The following is a 16,253-nucleotide window of genomic DNA, read 5'->3' as shown; positions in this document are numbered from 1 at the left end:
CGGGGTTGTGCATCATGCACTGGCTTTTAACACACTGTTGAGTTCTCAAGAAACGGACGCGTACTCCCCAACCTGCGAGAGGCGTTCATTTCGTTTTCCGTTGTGTCTCTATTCTTTCACCAGTCCGTTTTTGTGTCAAATTGACCGGACTTGCTTGGAATTTCGACTGCCTCTTCAATTTACCATCCCGTAGACCGGGTAGCGAATCGAAGCGACTGCCTCCAAGCACAACACAACCCACGTCAAAGCCACCGGAGTGGAGGAGGTTGGTTGCGCCGCACCTGGCGACTTCTAAAGATTAGCAGCGCCCCCGACCACTCGAGACGCCTTCACACCGATCGGAGGCCACAGAACGATCACGGCCCGGAACATAGACTCCCCACGTGAGTAGCAAAACACCGCCGCTGGCGAAGAAGTCACCGACTGAGCGCACCCATCACGGCGACACCGTGATCGACGAGTACGCCTGGCTCACCAATAAGGACGATCCCGACACGATCGCCTACCTGGAGGCGGAGAACGCGTTCCTCCAGGAGCAGACCGCTCACCTCGGCGATCTCCAGGAGCAGGTCTTCCAGGAGATCAAGGGCCGCACCCAGGAGACCGACCTGTCGGTGCCGAGCCGCAAGGGCGAGTGGTGGTACTTCAGCCGGACAGAGGAGGGCAAGCAGTACGCCGTCTCCTGCCGCGTGCCCGCCGACGGCGAGACCCCGCCCGCGGTCACCCCTGGCGAGCGCCTCGACCGGGAGCAGGTCATCCTCGACGGCAACGAGCTGGCGGGCGAGAGCGCGTTCTTCTCCGTCGGCACCAGCGCCATCACGCCCGACGGGAAGATGCTGGCCTACTCCACCGACTACAAGGGTGACGAGCGCTTCACCCTGAGGTTCAAGAGCCTGGAGACCGGCGAGCCGCTCGACGACGAGATCGAGAACGTCTTCTACGGTGGCGCCTGGTCGGCCGACGGGTCGGCGTTCTTCTACACGCGCGTCGACGACGCCTGGCGTCCCTTCCAGGTCTACCGGCACACGCTCGGCTCGCCGGACGACGTGCTGGTCTACGAGGAGACCGACGAGCGCTACTGGGTCGGGATCGGGCTCACCCGCAGCGAGAAGTACCTCGTGCTCGGCGCCGGGAGCAAGATCACCAGCGAGGTGCGCATCCTCGACGCCGCCGACCCGACGGGCGAGTTCCAGGTCGTCCGGCCCAGGAAGGCCGGTGTCGAGTACGGCATCGAGCACGCCGGCGACTTCTTCTACGTGCTCCACAACGAGAACGCCGAGAACTTCGAGCTGGCCACCGCCCCGCTCGACGCTCCCGGCACCTGGACACCGGTGATCGCCCACAGCACGGACACCAGGCTCCTGGAGATCGACGCGTTCGACGGCCACGCCGTCGTCCACTTCCGCCGCGACGGGCTGACCGGCATCCGCGTCCTCCCGTACGGAGGCGACGAGTACGAGATCGAGTTCCCCGAGCCGCTCTACGACGTCGGGCCGGCGGGCAATCCGGAGTTCAGCACTGGCCGGCTCCGGCTCGCCTACACCAGCATGATCACCCCGGCCAGCGTCTACGACTATGACCTGGCCACCCACGAGCTGATCCTGCTCAAGCAGCGTCCCGTCCTGGGTGGTTACGACCCGGCCGACTACGAGCAGTTCCGCGAGTGGGCCACCGCCGAGGACGGCACCCGGGTCCCGATCTCCCTCGTCAAGCGCAAGGAGACCGCCAAGCCCGCCCCCACCGTCCTCTACGGCTACGGCAGCTACGAGACCTCCATCGACCCCGGTTTCTCGGTCCCCAGGCTGTCCCTGCTCGACCGCGGCTTCATCTTCGCCGTGGCGCACATCAGGGGCGGCGGCGAAATGGGCCGTCGCTGGTACGAGGAGGGCAAGCTCACCAAGAAGAAGAACACCTTCACCGACTTCGTCGCGGCGGCCAGGCACCTGAAGGCGTCGGGCTGGAGCGAGCGGATCATCGCCAGGGGTGGCTCGGCCGGCGGCCTGCTGATGGGCGCGGTGGCGAACCTGGCGCCGGAGGAGTTCGCGGGCGTGGTGGCCGAGGTGCCGTTCGTCGACGCGCTCAACACGATCCTCGACCCGTCGCTGCCGCTCACAGTGATCGAATGGGACGAGTGGGGCGACCCCCTGCACAACGCCGACGTCTACGCCTACATGAAGAGCTACACACCGTACGAGAACGTGGACGATCGCCCGTACCCGCCGATTCTCGCGATCACCAGCCTGAACGACACCCGGGTGCTCTACCACGAGCCCGCGAAGTGGATCGCCAGGCTGCGGGCCACCGCCGGTGGCGGCCCGTTCCTGCTCAAGACGGAGATGGGCGCGGGTCACGGCGGCCGGAGCGGGCGCTATGACGTTTGGCGCGAAGAGGCCTTCGCGCTCTCCTGGATCATCGAGAGAGGCACCTCATGACCTACCAGCCGGACCACGACCGCTACGAACGCCAGCCGTACAACCGCAGCGGGCGCAGCGGCCTCAAGCTGCCTGCCGTCTCGCTCGGTCTCTGGCACAACTTCGGGGACAACCGGCCGATCGACAACTCGCGGGCCATCCTGCGGCGGGCGTTCGACCTGGGCGTCACGCACTTCGACCTGGCCAACAACTACGGCGTGCCGTACGGCTCGGCGGAGCGCAACTTCGGCGGGATCTTCCGCGAGGACTTCACCCGCTATCGGGACGAGCTGGTCATCTCCACCAAGGCCGGCTACGACATGTGGCCGGGGCCGTACGGCGAGTGGGGTTCGCGCAAATACGTGCTCGCCAGCCTCGACCAGTCGCTGCAGCGAATGGGGCTCGACTACGTCGACATCTTCTACAGCCACCGGCCCGATCCCGAGACGCCGCTGGAGGAGACGATGGGCGCGCTGGACCGGGCGGTGCGCTCGGGCAAGGCGCTGTACGCGGGGATCTCCAACTACTCCGCCGAGCAGACGGCGCAGGCCGCGCGGATCATGCGGGGGCTGGGCACGCCGCTGCTCATCCACCAGCCGTCCTACTCGATGATCAACCGCTGGATCGAGGACGGGCTGCTCGACGTGCTGGAGGAGGCGGGCATGGGGTGCATCGTCTACTCACCGCTCGCCCAGGGGCTGCTGACCGACCGCTATCTCGACGGCGTCCCCGACGACTCACGGGCGGCGACCAGCCGGTTCCTGAGCGCCGACCGGATCGACCGCGACCTGGCGCGCGACCTCAACGAGATCGCCAAGACGCGCGGCCAGTCGTTGGCGCAGATGGCGCTGTCGTGGGCGATCAGGGATTCGCGGGTGACCAGCGTGCTGATCGGCGCGAGCAGTGTGAAGCAGCTGGAGGACAACGTGGCCTGCGTCGACGGGCCGGCGTTCACTCAGGACGAGCTCGACGCCATCGACAAGGTCATAGAGCTTCGTGCCGCTGGAGGTAGGTGAAGGACGCCCAGCCGGGCAGCACCGGCAGCCAGAACGTGAGCAGCCGGTGCAGCAGGACGGCCGACGTGGCCAGCTCGGCGGGCAGCCCGGCCACGGTCAGGCCGACGGTGAGCGACGCCTCGACCGCGCCCAGGCCACCAGGTGTGGGCGCGGCCGAGCCGATCGCGTTGGCCGTGAGGTAGACGACGGCGACGGCGGTGAAGCTGATGTCGCCGCCGAAGGCCTCGACGCAGGCGTCGAGGCAGACGACGAACGCGATCGTGATCATCAGGGTGCCGACGCAGGCCTCGATCATCTTGCGCGGCGACTGCAGCACGTCGAGCAGCCTGGGCAGCACGTTGGCGAACAGCTTGTGCATCCGCCCGGTGATGAACCGGCGCAGCGGCGGCACCCCGAACAGCACCACGACCAGCACCGCGACCGACAGCATCACCACGACCAGCCCACGGGACGGGCTGAACGCGGTGGCGGTGTTGGACCCGGTGATGTAGGCGAACAGCAGCAGCAGCGCGATGTGGAAGACCATCATGCTGAGCTGCGAGGCGCCCACGCTGGCCACCGCGAGCGCGGGCGAGATGCCGCGCTTCTGCAGGTAGCGCGTGTTGATCGCGACGCCGCCGACGGCGGCGGGCGTGACGAGCTTGACGAACGAGGCCGCGAACTGGACGAGGACCGTGCGCCAGAGCGGTAGATGCTCGGGTACGAAGCCCCTGAGCATCAGCGCGGCGGCCACGAAACTGACGAACGAGGCGGCCAGCGCCAGCACCGACCAGGCCCAGTTGGCGGTGGTCACCACGTGCACGACGTTGACCTGGCTGAGCTGCGACAGCAGGAAGTACGCGGCCAGCGTGCTGGCGATCATCGTGACCAGTGTGCGCGGCCGGAACCGCTCCAGCCGGATCTCCTCGACCTTGCCCTGCGGTTTGAGCGCCACGATGTGCTCGCGCAGCTCGCCGAGCACGCCCTTGTCCTTCGACAGCGCCGCGCGGGTCTCGCGGGTGAGGGCGATGCGCTGGAGCAGCGGCATCGCGGCGGCCAGCGCGTCGGACCCCATGACCGCGGCGGCGGCCCGCACGGAACGCTCGGCGCCGACGCGCAGCGCCAGATAGGTGAGCAGCTGCGCGACGTCGAGCCGGAGCAGCAGGTCGCCGGCCGCGATCTCGCCGCTGCGGGCGTCGGTGAGCACGACCCGGCCGGCCCCGTCGAGGTGGATGCTGTCGCCGGTCAGCCGCCGGTGGGCGAGCCGCTGGATCTGCAGCAGCGCGACCTGCTCCCAGATCTGGGCGAGCAGGGCGTCGTCGATGTCGGCGTCGGGCACGTCGTCGAGCGGGCGGGTTTCGAGGTGCTCGTAGGCGAGCAGCGCGGCCTCGGTGCCGATCTCGCTGGTGCCGAGCAGACGTGGCGTGCTCGCGCCCGCCGCCTGCGCGGCGTAGGCCATGAGCGCCTCGCGCTCCAGCTCGGCGCGGAGCGACCTGATCGCCCGGCGCCTGGTCTCCGAGTTGAGCCGGATCCGCCGCCAGAGCCGGTACGGCAGGCCGGCGACCTGCCGGTCGCGGTCGAGCACGGTGACGTCGAGGCTGCTGCCGTCCTTGAGCCCGACGGCGTAGCGGCGGCTGCCCTGGTGATCGTCCTCGATGCGGCGGGCCGTCTGCGGGGAGAAGGAGAGCTTGCGGAGCGCGGCGATGACCGCGTTGCCGGGCGGCCGGGTGTTGGGGCTGCCCACGCCGTACAGGGTGCCGTAGCCCACGGCCATGCCGACCAGGACGGGCACGATCGCGCCCGGCAGCGTGATCTGCCTGGCGGAGAAGAGCGCGAAGATGTCGAGCGCGATCACCGTCCACATGAGCATGCGCCAGGTGGGGCGGCGCGAGATGCGTACGGCGGTGGCGTAGGCGACCACCGAGGTGAGCAGCGTGTTGAGCGGCTCGATGGAACGCCCGCCGGTCAGCAGCATGCGCAGGTCCTCGACGCTGCCGCCGATCAGCCACTGGCCGAGCAGGAAGGAGCCGACCATGCCGATGATCGCGGCGATCAGGCCCTCGGCCACCCGCAGGCCGTCGCGGTGGAAGACGCGCTCGACGGCGAAGGCCACCGGCACGATGAGCACGGCCGCGCCGCCCAGGAACGACGCCACGCGGCTGAGCAGATCGGGGACGAGGGTGGTGCCTTCTTTGACGTCCGCTTCGAGGCCGTTGAGCGTCTGCTTGGCGACCAGGGCGATGAGGACGACCGCGGCGAGCACGAGCAGCGTGGTGAGGAAGCGCAGCAGGTCGGAGGGCCGCCGCAGGCGCTGGGGCAGCAGCGGCTCGACTACATAGACGTCCGTTTCAGCGCGCGCTTCAGCCACGGCTGGATCCCCCTCCGCGAGGTCCTCCGCGTCATCACGTTCCCTGATTTCGGCCACCGACAGAGATTCTGCACCTTCCCGACCGACCGTACGATCTTTGGGCCCCTTCAATCCTTCACCCTTGATTTCTACCGCGCGTCGGGGCATGTCGTGGCTCCCCTAATGCCTGGCGGGCGACACGTAAGCTGTGTCGCATGTCGGGTGAGTTGCGAGTTTTGGGGGCATGTCCACTGGACTGCCCTGATACCTGCTCTTGGATCGTCACGGTCGAAGACGGCAAGGCCGTGAAGATGCGCGGCAACCCGGAGCAGCCTTACACCCGGGGCGCGCTCTGCGTGAAGGTCAACCGATATCTGGAGCATACCCAGGCCGACGACCGCATCCTTTACCCGCTGCGCCGAACCGGGCCCAAGGGGTCGGGGGAGTTCGAGCGCATCTCCTGGGAGGAGGCGTTCGACGAGATCGCCTTCAGGCTGCGGAACATCATCGACGAGCACGGCGGCGAGGCCATCTGGCCGTACGTGGGGACGGGCTCGCTCGGCTACATCCAGGGCTGCGAGGGCGTCGCCGGGCGCCGGTTCTGGAACATGCTGGGCGCCTCCAAGCACTGGCTGAACATCTGCGCCACGGCCGGCGGCGCCGGGCTGAGCCTGACCAACGGCACGCCCGCCGGCATGGACCCCGAGGACCTCGCGCTGTCCAGGCTGATCCTGCTGTGGGGCACCAACACGCTGACCAGCGGGCACCACCTGTGGAAGTTCGTCCAGGACGCCCGCGCGGCCGGCGCGTACGTGGTGGCCATCGACCCGATCCGCACCAGGACCGCCGACCAGGCGGACCGGCACCTGGCGATCCGGCCGGGCACCGACGCCGTGCTCGCGCTGGCCCTGCTGAACGTGGTGCTCGCCGAGGGCGCCCAGGACGAGGAGTTCCTCGCCGAGCACACCCAGGGCTGGGAGTCCTTCCGCGAGGAGATCCTGGCCTACCCCGTCGAGCGGGCCGCCGAGATCACCGGCATCCCGGCCGCCGACATCCGCGAGCTGGGTACGCGGGTCGCGCACACCCGGCCGACCGCGATCCGGACCACGATGGGCATCCAGCGGCACGCCGGCGGCGGCACCGCGCTGCGGACGATCGCCGCGATCCCCGGCGTGACCGGCGACTGGCGCCACCCGGGCGGCGGCGTGGCCTACTCCACCAGCGGCCACATGCACCTCAACATCGACAAGCGTGACGACCTGCTTGCCAAGCCGGTCCGTACGCTGACCATGACCCGGCTGGCCTCCGAGCTGGACTCGGTGAAGTGCCTCTGGGTGTACGCCGCCAACCCGGTCGGCTCGACCCCCGACGCCAACCGGATCCGGCGGCAGCTGGCCCGCGAGGACCTGTTCACGGTGGTCATGGAGCAGTTCCCCACCGACACGGTCGACTACGCCGACATCGTGCTCCCCGCGACCATGCAGACCGAGCACATGGATCTGCACGCCGGGTACGGCCACCTCTACCTGCTCTGGAACGAGCCCGCCGTGGCGGCGCCGGGCGAGTGCCTGTCCACCACCGAGACGTTCCGCCGCTTGGCCGCCCACATGGGGATGACGGAGCCGTCGCTGTACCACTCCGATCTGGAGCTGGCCGAGCAGCTGCTGAGCAGCGGCCACCCGTCGCTGGAGGGCGTCACGCTGGACCGGCTGCGCAAGGAGGGATGGGTGCGGATGAACTATCCCCAGCCGTTCACCCCCTTCGCCGACGGCTTCCCCACCGCCTCGGGCCGGCTCCGCTTCCCGCCGCGCGGCAAGGCGTACGTCCAACCTCATTCCGTGCGTACGGCCGACGGCTCGCCGTACCCGCTGACCCTGGTGACACCGGCGGCGCACACCTTCCTCAACACGATCTTCGGCAACAACCCGGAGCTCAGACGCCGGGCCAAGGAGCCCGTGGTGCTGGTCAATCCGGCCGACGCCGAGGCGCGCGGGCTGGTGAGCGGGCAGCGGGTGCGGGTGCACAACGCGAGCGGCGAGTTCCTGGCCGACGTCGAGGTGAGCGACCGCGTGGCGCGCGGTGTGGTGGCCTCGCCCAAGGGGCGCTGGCCCAAGCACAGCCCCGGCGGCGCGAACGCCAACGCGGTCGTGGCCGAACGCGACGCCGACATGGGCAGGGGTCCGGCCTACCATGACAACTTGGTCGAGGTCAGCCCTTGTGCCGGTCCATGAAGGCGATGATCCGGTCGAGCACCTCGGGGCCGTGAGGGCTGCCGAACAGCGCTGAGGCGTGCAGGCTCTCGCCCTTGACGACGTGGAGCTCGTTGTCGGGGGCCTTGGTGGCGGCGTCGTGGGTGCGCTGGAGGTCCTTGGCGCCGCCGTACGCGTCGTTCTCGCTGCCGATCTGGAGCAGCGGGACCGTCAGCTTGGCCGCCTCGCCCTCGGCGACCGCGCCCGACAGGGCGACCACCCCGGCCACCCGGGAGCCCAGCCGCTCGGCCGCCGGGACGGAGGCGGTCGCGCCGATGGAGCCGCCGACCAGGAACAGGCGCCGCACGCCCTTCTCCTTGGACAGGCGCTTGGCCATGGCGACCGTCACCTCGTCGGGGTATTCGGCGCTCTTCCTGGCGTACAGCAGGACGCGGTAGCCGGCCGCGACCAGGCGGTCGGAGAGCGGGCGCCAGGTGCAGACGTTGCCGTTGCGCTCGTACGTGATCACCACGCCGACCGCGCCCTTGCCGGTGATCACACCGGGCAGGTCGTCACCGTAGGTGAAGATCTTGCCGTCCGCGCTGGTGAAGCAGCCGGAGACGTTAGGGCCGGAGACGTCAGGAGTGGTGACCTTCGCCACCGGTGTAGGCGGGGTGGCGGTCGTGGTCGTGGTGCTGACCGCGCCTCCGCAGGCGGTAAGTACCAGAACAAGCCCGATCGAGCCGATGATCGCGCGCATCGCCGCCCCTTCACCACACTATGTCTGAAGTGACATAGTCGTGGGTGACAATACCCTTGGCGGCACCATGACCTCAACGCTGGGATTCGCGATCCTCGCCGTGCTGGCTCGCGGCGACCGCACCGGATACGACATCGCCGCGGCCATGCGGCGGCCCATCGGCTTCTTCTGGACCGCCGGGCACAGCCAGATCCACGCCGAGCTGCAGAAGCTGCGGGCCGCGGGCCTGGTCGGCTACGAGGCCGAACGCGGGCCGGGGCCGCAGGACAAAAAGGTCTACCACCTGACGGACGAGGGCTCCGCGGAGCTGCGCGGGTGGGTGACCCGGCCGCCGAAGGAGCGGCCCGAGCGGGATGAGCTGGTGCTCAAGACGTACGCGGCGTGGCTGGCCGAGGCGGGGCTGGTCAGGCGGATGTTCGCCGACCAGCTGGCCGCGCACGAGGCGCGGCTGGCCGAGTACGAACGGGAGGAGGCGGCGTCCGGCGGCCCACCGCCGTTCGGCGATCCGCGCTTCGGCAACTACGCGACACTGCGGTGCGGCCTGGGATACGAGCGGCACCGCGCCGAGTGGTGCAGATGGATGATCGATCAGCTGGGCGACAGCGACAGCTTGTAACCCTCGTGCGAGGCATCGAAGCCGAGCGAGTCGTAGAACCGGTGCGCGTCGGTGCGTGACTTGTCCGAGGTGAGCTGGACGATCGCACAACCCCGAGCCCGCGCCCGGTCGATCGCCCACCGCATCATCTCGCGGCCCAGACCCTGACCCCGGGTCGAGGCGTCGACCCTGACGGCCTCGATCTGACAGCGCTCGGCCCCGAGCCGCGAGAGCCCGGCCAGGTAGGTGAGCTGCATGGTCCCGAGGATCTTGCCACCGCGCTCGGCGACGATCAGCTCGTCGTAGGGGTTGGCGTCGATCCGGGCGAAGGCCGCCAGATACCGCTCGTCGGCCGGGTCTCCCTCGCGCTTGGCGCCCAGCGGGTCGTCGGCCAGCATCGCCACGACGGCGGGCACGTCGTCGGCGCTGGCCGGGCGGATAATCCAGGTTTCGTCCATGCCCGAATCATGCCCGAATCATGCCCGACAAGTCAGGGAGGGCTCAGGGTAGGTCCCCGATGCGATAAAGGGGAGTCGAAAGGCACTCTGGGGACATGAACGAAATCAGTCGACGCGATGAGGTCTCGCTGTCCGGTGCCGCTCTGCGTGGCGCCCCTTGGAAAACCGCCGCCGTCAGCGGTGGCGCGACGGCCGCGGTCAGCTTCGGGCTGGGTGTGCTTACCGACTCCGCCGGCCTGGTGTGGTCGCTCGGCCTGGGGATCAGCGTGTTCGCGCTGGTCGCCGCCATCGGCGCGGTGTCCAAGCCGAACGAGGGCGACCGGGTCACCCGCCAGGCGCGTCTGTGGGCGCTGAAGCACCCGTGGAGGTTCGCGCTGCTGCCGGCCGCCATCGCGGCGGTCCTGGACTACCCGGTGCAGCTCGTACTCGACGGGGAGGGGGTGTTCGGCTCGGCGTTCCAGTCGGTCTGGCATGGCGCCCTGGTCTATGTGATCGCCGGCGTCCTGACGCTCACGAGGCAGGGACGAGCACGATCTTCCCAGTGACCCGGCGGTTGATCAGGTCGTCCATGGCCCGTCCGGCCTCCTCCAGGGGCCTGGCCTCCGGTGGTGCCGGGTCGATCCCGGGCATCGTGAGGAGCTCCTGGAGCATCAGCCGATTGGCGGCCGCGTGGCTCATCGACCACGCGCCCCAGTCCACCCCCACCACCGCCCGATTACGCAGCAGCACCTGGTTGGCGGGCAGCCGCGGGATGCCGCCCCCGGCGAAGCCGACGACCAGGAGCCGCCCGCCCTCGCGCAGCGAGCGCAGCGCCTCCTCGGACAGTTCGCCCCCCACCGGATCCACCACCACGTCCACGCCCCAGCGCCGGGCGGCGCCCTTCAGCCCCTCATAGCCGATGACCTCGTCGGCCCCGGCCCGCGCCGCGCGCTCGCGCTTGTCCGGCGTCGAGGCGGCCGCCAGCACGGCGGCGCCCAGCGCCCTGGCCACCTGGATGGCCGCCAGACCCACCCCGCCGCCCGCGCCGAGCACCAGCACCCGCTCACCGTGCCGCAGCCCGGCGCGCTCCCTGAGCGCGTACATGGCCGTGCAATAGCTCTGCGCGAACACCGCCGCGGTCCGCGGATCGAGGCCCTCCGGCAGGGGTACGGCCTGCTCCTCTGAAATGACGACATGTGTGGCGTAGCCGCCGAGCCCGGTGATGGCGAGAACCCTGCTGCCGTCGGCCAGCCGCCCGGCCACCTCGTACCCCGGAGTGAAGGGCAGCTGTGGCTTGAGCTGGTAGGTGCCGCCGACCATCAACCCGTCGACATAGTTGACCCCGGCCGCCTCGACCTCGACCACCACCTGGCCGGGACCCGCGACGGGATCGGGCCGCTCGACGAGCTCGACCGGCTTGCCGAACGCGGTGCAGACGACTGCCTTCATCCGGACAGCGTCCCCGATAGAACATCATTCTGACAAGCTGGTCAGTCCCACCAGATCGTGGTCCAGCGCTCCCGTGGGAGCGGCCACATGCCCAGCTCCAGGGCCGTCGCGCCGACCTCCGCCGAGCGCGCGGGGTCGAGGCAGGCGCGCTGGCAGACGCTGTCGGCCAGGTCCTCCAGGGAGTTGAATCGGTCCAGCGGCGCCTCCCGCTCCTCGACCCGTACGGGGTAGCCGAGCGCGGCCGCCAGTGCCACGCAGTCCTCGGCGACCGGCCGGACCGGGCGATCCACGTTGTGGAAGTGCTGCCACAGCGGGGCCATCCAGCTCATGGGGTGGCGATGTGGGAGCTCGATGACGACGCGGCTCCTGGCGTGGTCGTTCAGCGCGCGGAGGAAGTCGGCCAGGTCGGGCACGTTGTAGATGACGTGGGCGGAGACCACCACGTCGGCGACCGGCACCTGGTCCGCGATATCGGGCCAGCGGCCTTCGATCGCGGTGAGCGGGACGCCGAGCTTGTCCGCCCTGAGGGTGAGCTCGTCGAGCATCGCGGCGGAGGTGTCGACCGCGTACAGCATGGAGAACCGGTCGTGCAGCGGCAGTGACGCGGCGCCGGTGCCCGCGCCGACGTCGAGCAGTGTGGCGCCCTCGTCCAGCGCCTCGATGAGGTGCGTCGCGGTCGGCCCGTCGTCGGGCTCGGCGAGCGCCCTGTCGGTGCGCGTGGCGAAGCGCGCCGGGTGATGGCCCCACGGATCGACCGGCGCCTTGGCCATGATCTCGGCGGGGATGGCCCAGGAGTCCAGTCGCTCTCGCCAGCGAGTGGCGAGTTCTTCGGCGTCCATGGAGATGAGCATGCCACGCATATTCACGGTTACTCGCGGGTAGCATTTCGAGTAAGGTTACTGGCCAGTACATAACGCCCCCGGTTCAAGGAGATCGACACTCATGGGCCACTACAAGAGCAACGTCCGTGACCTGGAGTTCAACCTCTTCGAGGTGTTCGGGCGACGCGAGATCCTCGGCACCGGGCCGTATGCCGACATCGACGAATCGGTGGCCCGCGGCATTCTGGAAGAGGTCAACAGACTGGCCACCGGCGTGCTCGCCGACTCCTTCGAGGAGGGCGACCGCCACCCGCCGGTCTTCGACGCCGCCACGAGCTCGGTCACCGTGCCGGAGGGTGTCAAGAAGTCGTTCCGGGCGCTGGTCGACGGCGGCTGGGCGCATCTCGACCTGCCGCGCGAGCTGGGCGGCCCCGGTATCCCCCGGAGCCTGGCCTGGGCCACCGCGGAGATGGTCCTCGGCGCGAACCCGGCCCTCTACATGTACGCCGCCGGCCCCAACTTCGCCTACACGCTGTGGGAGGTCGGCACCGAAGACCAGAAGCGCTTCGCCGAGCTGGCCATCGAGCGCGACTGGGGCGCCACCATGGTGCTGACCGAGCCCGACGCGGGCTCCGACGTCGGCGCGGGCCGGGCCAAGGCGATCCGGCAGCCCGACGGGACCTGGCACATCGAGGGCGTCAAGCGCTTCATCACCAGCGCCGAGCACGACATGGCCGAGAACATCTTCCACCTGGTGCTGGCCCGCCCCGAGGGGCACGGACCCGGCACCAAGGGCCTGTCGATGTTCCTGGTGCCCAAGTTCCACGTGGACCTGGAGACGGGTGAGCTGGGCGAGCGCAACGGCGTCTACGTCACCAACGTGGAGAAGAAGATGGGCCTGAAGGTCTCCACGACCTGCGAGCTCACCTTCGGCGACAAGCACCCGGCCATCGGCTGGCTGGTCGGCGAGGTGCACGAGGGCATCAGGCAGATGTTCATGGTGATCGAGCACGCCCGCATGATGGTCGGCACCAAGGCCATCGCCACGCTGTCCACCGGCTACCTGAACGCCCTGGAGTACGCCAAGAGCCGCGCCCAGGGCGCCGATCTGACCAGGATGGCCGACAAGTCCGCGCCCCGGGTGCCGATCACGCATCACCCGGACGTACGCCGCGAGCTGATGCTGCAGAAGTCGTACGTCGAGGGCATGCGCGCGCTGGTGCTCTACACGGCCACCTTCCAGGACGCCATCCAGATGGACCCCGCAGACCGGCACGCGCGTGACATGAACGACCTGCTGCTGCCCCTGGTCAAGGGTGTCGGCTCCGAGCGGTCGTACGAGCTGCTCGCCCGGTCCCTGCAGACGCTCGGCGGCTCGGGCTACCTGCAGGACTACCCGATCGAGCAGTACATCCGCGACGCCAAGATCGACTCCCTGTACGAGGGCACCACCGCGATCCAGGGCCTGGACCTGTTCTTCCGCAAGATCCTGCGCAACCAGGGCGCCGCGATCGGCTCGCTGCTCGCCGAGATCAACGCCTTCGCCTCCTCCGACGCCGGCAACGGCCGCCTCAAGGAGGAGCGCAAGCTGCTCGCCGAGGCCGCCGCCGACATCAAGGCCATGGGCGACACGATGGCCGGCTGGGCGCTGGCCGCGCTGGAGACGCCGAGCGAGGTCTACAAGGTCGGGCTCAACACGACCAGGCTGCTGCTCGCCCTGGGCGACCTGGTGATCGGCTGGCTGCTGCTGCGCCAGGCCGAGATCGCGCTGACCCGGCTCGCCGACGGCGAGGACGCCTTCTACCAGGGCAAGGTCGCCGCCGCCTCGTTCTTCGCGACGACCGTGCTGCCTCGCCTGGCCACCGAGCGCCGGGTGCTCACCGCCACCGGCCAGGACCTGATGGACCTGCCGGAGGACGCCTTCTAGATCCGAACAGACCAGCCGCCTCCCGCTGAACGCCCGCTTCACTGTGAAGCGGGCGTTCTGCTGAGAAATGCACAGTCAGTCCGGCCCGCCGGGGTACTTTCGCGGCATGAGCGCGTCCACCCACGATCACCCGCTGGCCCCGCCTCGCGTCGAAGAGGTCTCGGCAGGCGTCTTCGCCTACATCCAGCCCGACGGCAGCTGGTGGATCAACAACACCGGCTTCCTGGCCGGGCGGCGCGGCGTGATCTCGATCGACGCCTGCTCGACCGAGCGCCGTACTCGGGCGTACCGGCAGGCCATCGCCGAGGTCACCGACCGGCCGATCACCACGCTGATCAACACCCATCACCACGGCGACCACACCTTCGGCAACTACCTCTTCCCCGAGGCCACCATCGTCGCCCACGAACGGACCCGCGAGCTGATCCTGGCCGAGGGCATCCCCGACTACCGGACGTTCGCCTGGTCGCCCGACGTGGAGTGGGGCGATCTGGAGGCGGTGGCGCCGTTCCTCACCTACACCGACGGGGTCACGGTCTACTCCGACGACCTGCGCTGCGAGGTGCGGCACGTCGGCTTCGCCGCGCACACGACCAACGACTCCTATGTCTGGATCCCGGAGCGGCGGCTGCTGTTCGCGGGTGATCTGGCCTTCAACGGCGGCACGCCGTTCGTGCTGATGGGGTCGGTGACGGGCGCGATCGAGGCGCTCGACCAGCTCAGGGAGCTGGGCGCGGAGACGGTCGTGCCCGGACACGGCGACGTGTGCGGGCCCGAGGTCTTCGACCCGGTGCGGGGCTACCTGGAGTTCGTGCTGGCGACCGCCGAACGCGGCCGGGCGGCGGGACTGACTCCCCTGGAGACGGCCCGCGAGACCGATCTGGGCGAGTGGGGCGAGCTCCTGGACCCAGAGCGCATCGTCGGCAACCTGCACCGCGCCTACGCCGAGCTGGACGGACTGCCCCGTGGCGGCACGATCGACCTCGTCGCCGCCGTCGTCGACATGATCACGTACAACGACGGAAGGCCACTGTCCTGTCTCGCCTGAGTGTGATCACCGATACCCGGGTATGACCGAGGGCGTACGCGTTCTTTGCCGTCCTGGAGGTCGTCATGGGTGTCGGGGTCAGCATCTTCTTCCTCACGCTCGGCGCCATCCTGCGATTCGCCATCGAACCGGACGTGTTCGGTCAGAGCGTGCACATGGACACGATCGGCGTCATCTTCATGATCGTCGGCGGGGTGGGCGTGGTCCTGAGCATCGTGCTGGCCCCGAAGCGGGGCCGCACCTCTGACCACCAGCTGATGCACCGCGAGAACAACCCGCCGGAAATCTAGTTCGACGCCGCGGCGATGGTGGCCTTGAGGGCGTCATCGAGCGGAGTCGCGGTCATGCCGAAGGTGTTCTCGAACGCCGAGGAGTCGACGACGAACGGCCGGTCGAACTGGTAGCGCGTCTCTTTCAGCTCACGGATGACGGGGTTGATCAGCTCGAGTGCGAGCAGGATCGGCGCCGGGGGGCGGTTGAGGCGCGGCGCGGGGGCTCCGGCGAGTTCGCACAGCCGCCCGGCCAACGCGCGGGCCGATAGCGCGGCGTTGGTGGGGGTGTGCCAGGCGCGACCCCAGGCGCGCTCGTCGGTGGCGGCGATGGCCATCGCGGCGGCCACGTCGGGCAGGTAGGTCCACGAGTGGGGCTGGTCGGGGTCGCCGAGGAAAGAGGTGCTCTTGCCGGCGAGCAGCGAAGGCACGAAGCGGGTGCCGACGGGGGTCTGGTCGCTGGCGCCCGGGCCGAAGTAGTCGGAACTGCGGATCTCGGTGACGCGGGCACGGCCGGCCTGGTGCGCGGCCAGCGCGTCGGTCCACATCTTGGCGCGGACACGGCCCTTGACGCCGGGGGCGGCGAGGGGGAGATCCTCGACCATCGGCGTGGTCACGGGTCCGTAGGCGTAGAGGTTGCCGGCGGTGACGAGCACCGCGCCGGTGGCCTCGGCGGCGGCCAGCAACGCGGAGGCCAGCGGCGGCCAGTCCTGGGCCCAGCGGGGGTAGGCGGGACCCGCGCAGTTGTGGAGGGCGTCAGCGCCCTTGACGATCCGGGTGAGCCGGTCGCGGTCGGTGAGATCGGCCGCGACGGACTCGACGCCGGCTGGGCCCTTGCCTGACCTGGTGATCACGACGACCTGGTGCCCCTGGGCGAGCAGGTGCCCGGCGAGGTGCTTGCCGACTTGTCCCGCTCCGGCGATGACGTGCTTGCCCATGATGTCCTCCGTTTGATGCGCCGCTCTCTTACGAGATCAATGCTCTCTCAAACTGGCGACCGAGTCA

14 protein-coding genes are annotated in these 16,253 nt (G+C 69.5%); 8 read left to right on the top strand and 6 right to left on the bottom strand.

Features of this window, described 5'->3' with window-relative positions; translation table 11 throughout:
• The first annotated feature begins 383 nt into the window (after positions 1-383).
• Together ACGFJ2_RS23340 and mgrA are read left to right on the top strand one after the other, a co-directional pair.
• Complete coding sequence (locus ACGFJ2_RS23340; protein ID WP_393471398.1) at positions 384-2,432, top strand: S9 family peptidase; 2,049 nt, start codon at positions 384-386, stop codon at positions 2,430-2,432.
• Positions 2,429-3,427, top strand: a complete 999-nt coding sequence (gene mgrA, locus ACGFJ2_RS23335) for an L-glyceraldehyde 3-phosphate reductase (RefSeq protein ID WP_393471395.1) — start codon at positions 2,429-2,431, stop codon at positions 3,425-3,427. Before ACGFJ2_RS23340 ends, mgrA begins: the two co-directional genes overlap by 4 nt.
• On the opposite strand, the gene ACGFJ2_RS23330 is transcribed toward mgrA, so the two are convergent.
• Positions 3,396-5,774 carry a lysylphosphatidylglycerol synthase transmembrane domain-containing protein gene (locus ACGFJ2_RS23330; RefSeq protein ID WP_357939707.1) on the bottom strand — a complete coding sequence of 793 codons (2,379 nt, stop codon included), beginning with the start codon at positions 5,772-5,774 and terminating at the stop codon, positions 3,396-3,398. The two genes, mgrA and ACGFJ2_RS23330, sit on opposite strands and share 32 nt — an antisense overlap.
• 194 nt (positions 5,775-5,968) lie before the next feature.
• Between ACGFJ2_RS23330 and ACGFJ2_RS23325 the strand changes: the two genes are divergently transcribed.
• Positions 5,969-7,984, top strand: coding sequence for a molybdopterin oxidoreductase family protein (locus tag ACGFJ2_RS23325; protein WP_358204169.1), 2,016 nt, complete (start codon positions 5,969-5,971; stop codon positions 7,982-7,984).
• Here ACGFJ2_RS23325 and ACGFJ2_RS23320 read toward each other — a convergent pair.
• Positions 7,962-8,702 (bottom strand): hypothetical protein, encoded by a 741-nt coding sequence (locus ACGFJ2_RS23320; RefSeq protein WP_357939703.1) that lies wholly within the window; start codon positions 8,700-8,702, stop codon positions 7,962-7,964. The genes ACGFJ2_RS23325 and ACGFJ2_RS23320 overlap by 23 nt on opposite strands.
• A 67-nt stretch (positions 8,703-8,769) precedes the next feature.
• Here ACGFJ2_RS23320 and ACGFJ2_RS23315 point away from each other — a divergent pair, with 67 nt between their 5' ends.
• Complete coding sequence (locus tag ACGFJ2_RS23315; RefSeq protein WP_393471390.1) at positions 8,770-9,318, top strand: PadR family transcriptional regulator; 549 nt, start codon at positions 8,770-8,772, stop codon at positions 9,316-9,318.
• On the opposite strand, the gene ACGFJ2_RS23310 is transcribed toward ACGFJ2_RS23315, so the two are convergent.
• Positions 9,291-9,755 carry a GNAT family N-acetyltransferase gene (locus tag ACGFJ2_RS23310; RefSeq protein ID WP_358204177.1) on the bottom strand — a complete coding sequence of 155 codons (465 nt, stop codon included), beginning with the start codon at positions 9,753-9,755 and terminating at the stop codon, positions 9,291-9,293. The two genes, ACGFJ2_RS23315 and ACGFJ2_RS23310, sit on opposite strands and share 28 nt — an antisense overlap.
• A 95-nt stretch (positions 9,756-9,850) precedes the next feature.
• On the opposite strand from ACGFJ2_RS23310, the gene ACGFJ2_RS23305 reads away from it, so the two are divergent.
• Positions 9,851-10,300, top strand: a complete 450-nt coding sequence (locus ACGFJ2_RS23305) for a hypothetical protein (RefSeq protein WP_357939697.1) — start codon at positions 9,851-9,853, stop codon at positions 10,298-10,300.
• Here the strand turns inward: ACGFJ2_RS23305 and ACGFJ2_RS23300 are convergent.
• Positions 10,266-11,183 carry a zinc-binding dehydrogenase gene (locus tag ACGFJ2_RS23300; protein WP_357939695.1) on the bottom strand — a complete coding sequence of 306 codons (918 nt, stop codon included), beginning with the start codon at positions 11,181-11,183 and terminating at the stop codon, positions 10,266-10,268. The genes ACGFJ2_RS23305 and ACGFJ2_RS23300 overlap by 35 nt on opposite strands.
• A gap of 41 nt (positions 11,184-11,224) precedes the next feature.
• A complete protein-coding gene (locus tag ACGFJ2_RS23295; protein ID WP_357939693.1) occupies positions 11,225-12,034 on the bottom strand; it encodes a methyltransferase domain-containing protein in 810 nt (269 codons plus the stop codon).
• A gap of 91 nt (positions 12,035-12,125) precedes the next feature.
• Between ACGFJ2_RS23295 and ACGFJ2_RS23290 the strand changes: the two genes are divergently transcribed.
• The 3 genes from ACGFJ2_RS23290 to ACGFJ2_RS23280 all read left to right on the top strand — a co-directional run bounded on the left by ACGFJ2_RS23290 (position 12,126) and on the right by ACGFJ2_RS23280 (position 15,269).
• Complete coding sequence (locus tag ACGFJ2_RS23290; protein WP_393471384.1) at positions 12,126-13,931, top strand: acyl-CoA dehydrogenase; 1,806 nt, start codon at positions 12,126-12,128, stop codon at positions 13,929-13,931.
• Between the two features lie 106 nt (positions 13,932-14,037).
• Entirely contained in the window at positions 14,038-14,979 is a 942-nt protein-coding gene (locus tag ACGFJ2_RS23285; RefSeq protein WP_393471381.1) for an MBL fold metallo-hydrolase, read from the top strand.
• Positions 14,980-15,044: 65 nt separating this feature from the next.
• Positions 15,045-15,269, top strand: coding sequence for a hypothetical protein (locus ACGFJ2_RS23280; protein ID WP_225301634.1), 225 nt, complete (start codon positions 15,045-15,047; stop codon positions 15,267-15,269).
• Here the strand turns inward: ACGFJ2_RS23280 and ACGFJ2_RS23275 are convergent.
• Complete coding sequence (locus ACGFJ2_RS23275) at positions 15,266-16,186, bottom strand: NAD-dependent epimerase/dehydratase family protein (protein WP_393471378.1); 921 nt, start codon at positions 16,184-16,186, stop codon at positions 15,266-15,268. The genes ACGFJ2_RS23280 and ACGFJ2_RS23275 overlap by 4 nt on opposite strands.
• Positions 16,187-16,253 lie beyond the last annotated feature (67 nt).

Source organism: Nonomuraea sp. NPDC049028, from assembly GCF_043197735.1.
Classification (GTDB): domain Bacteria; phylum Actinomycetota; class Actinomycetes; order Streptosporangiales; family Streptosporangiaceae; genus Nonomuraea.
Note: the sequence above shows the minus strand (reverse complement) of the source record. Positions and strands in the feature narration are given on the sequence as shown.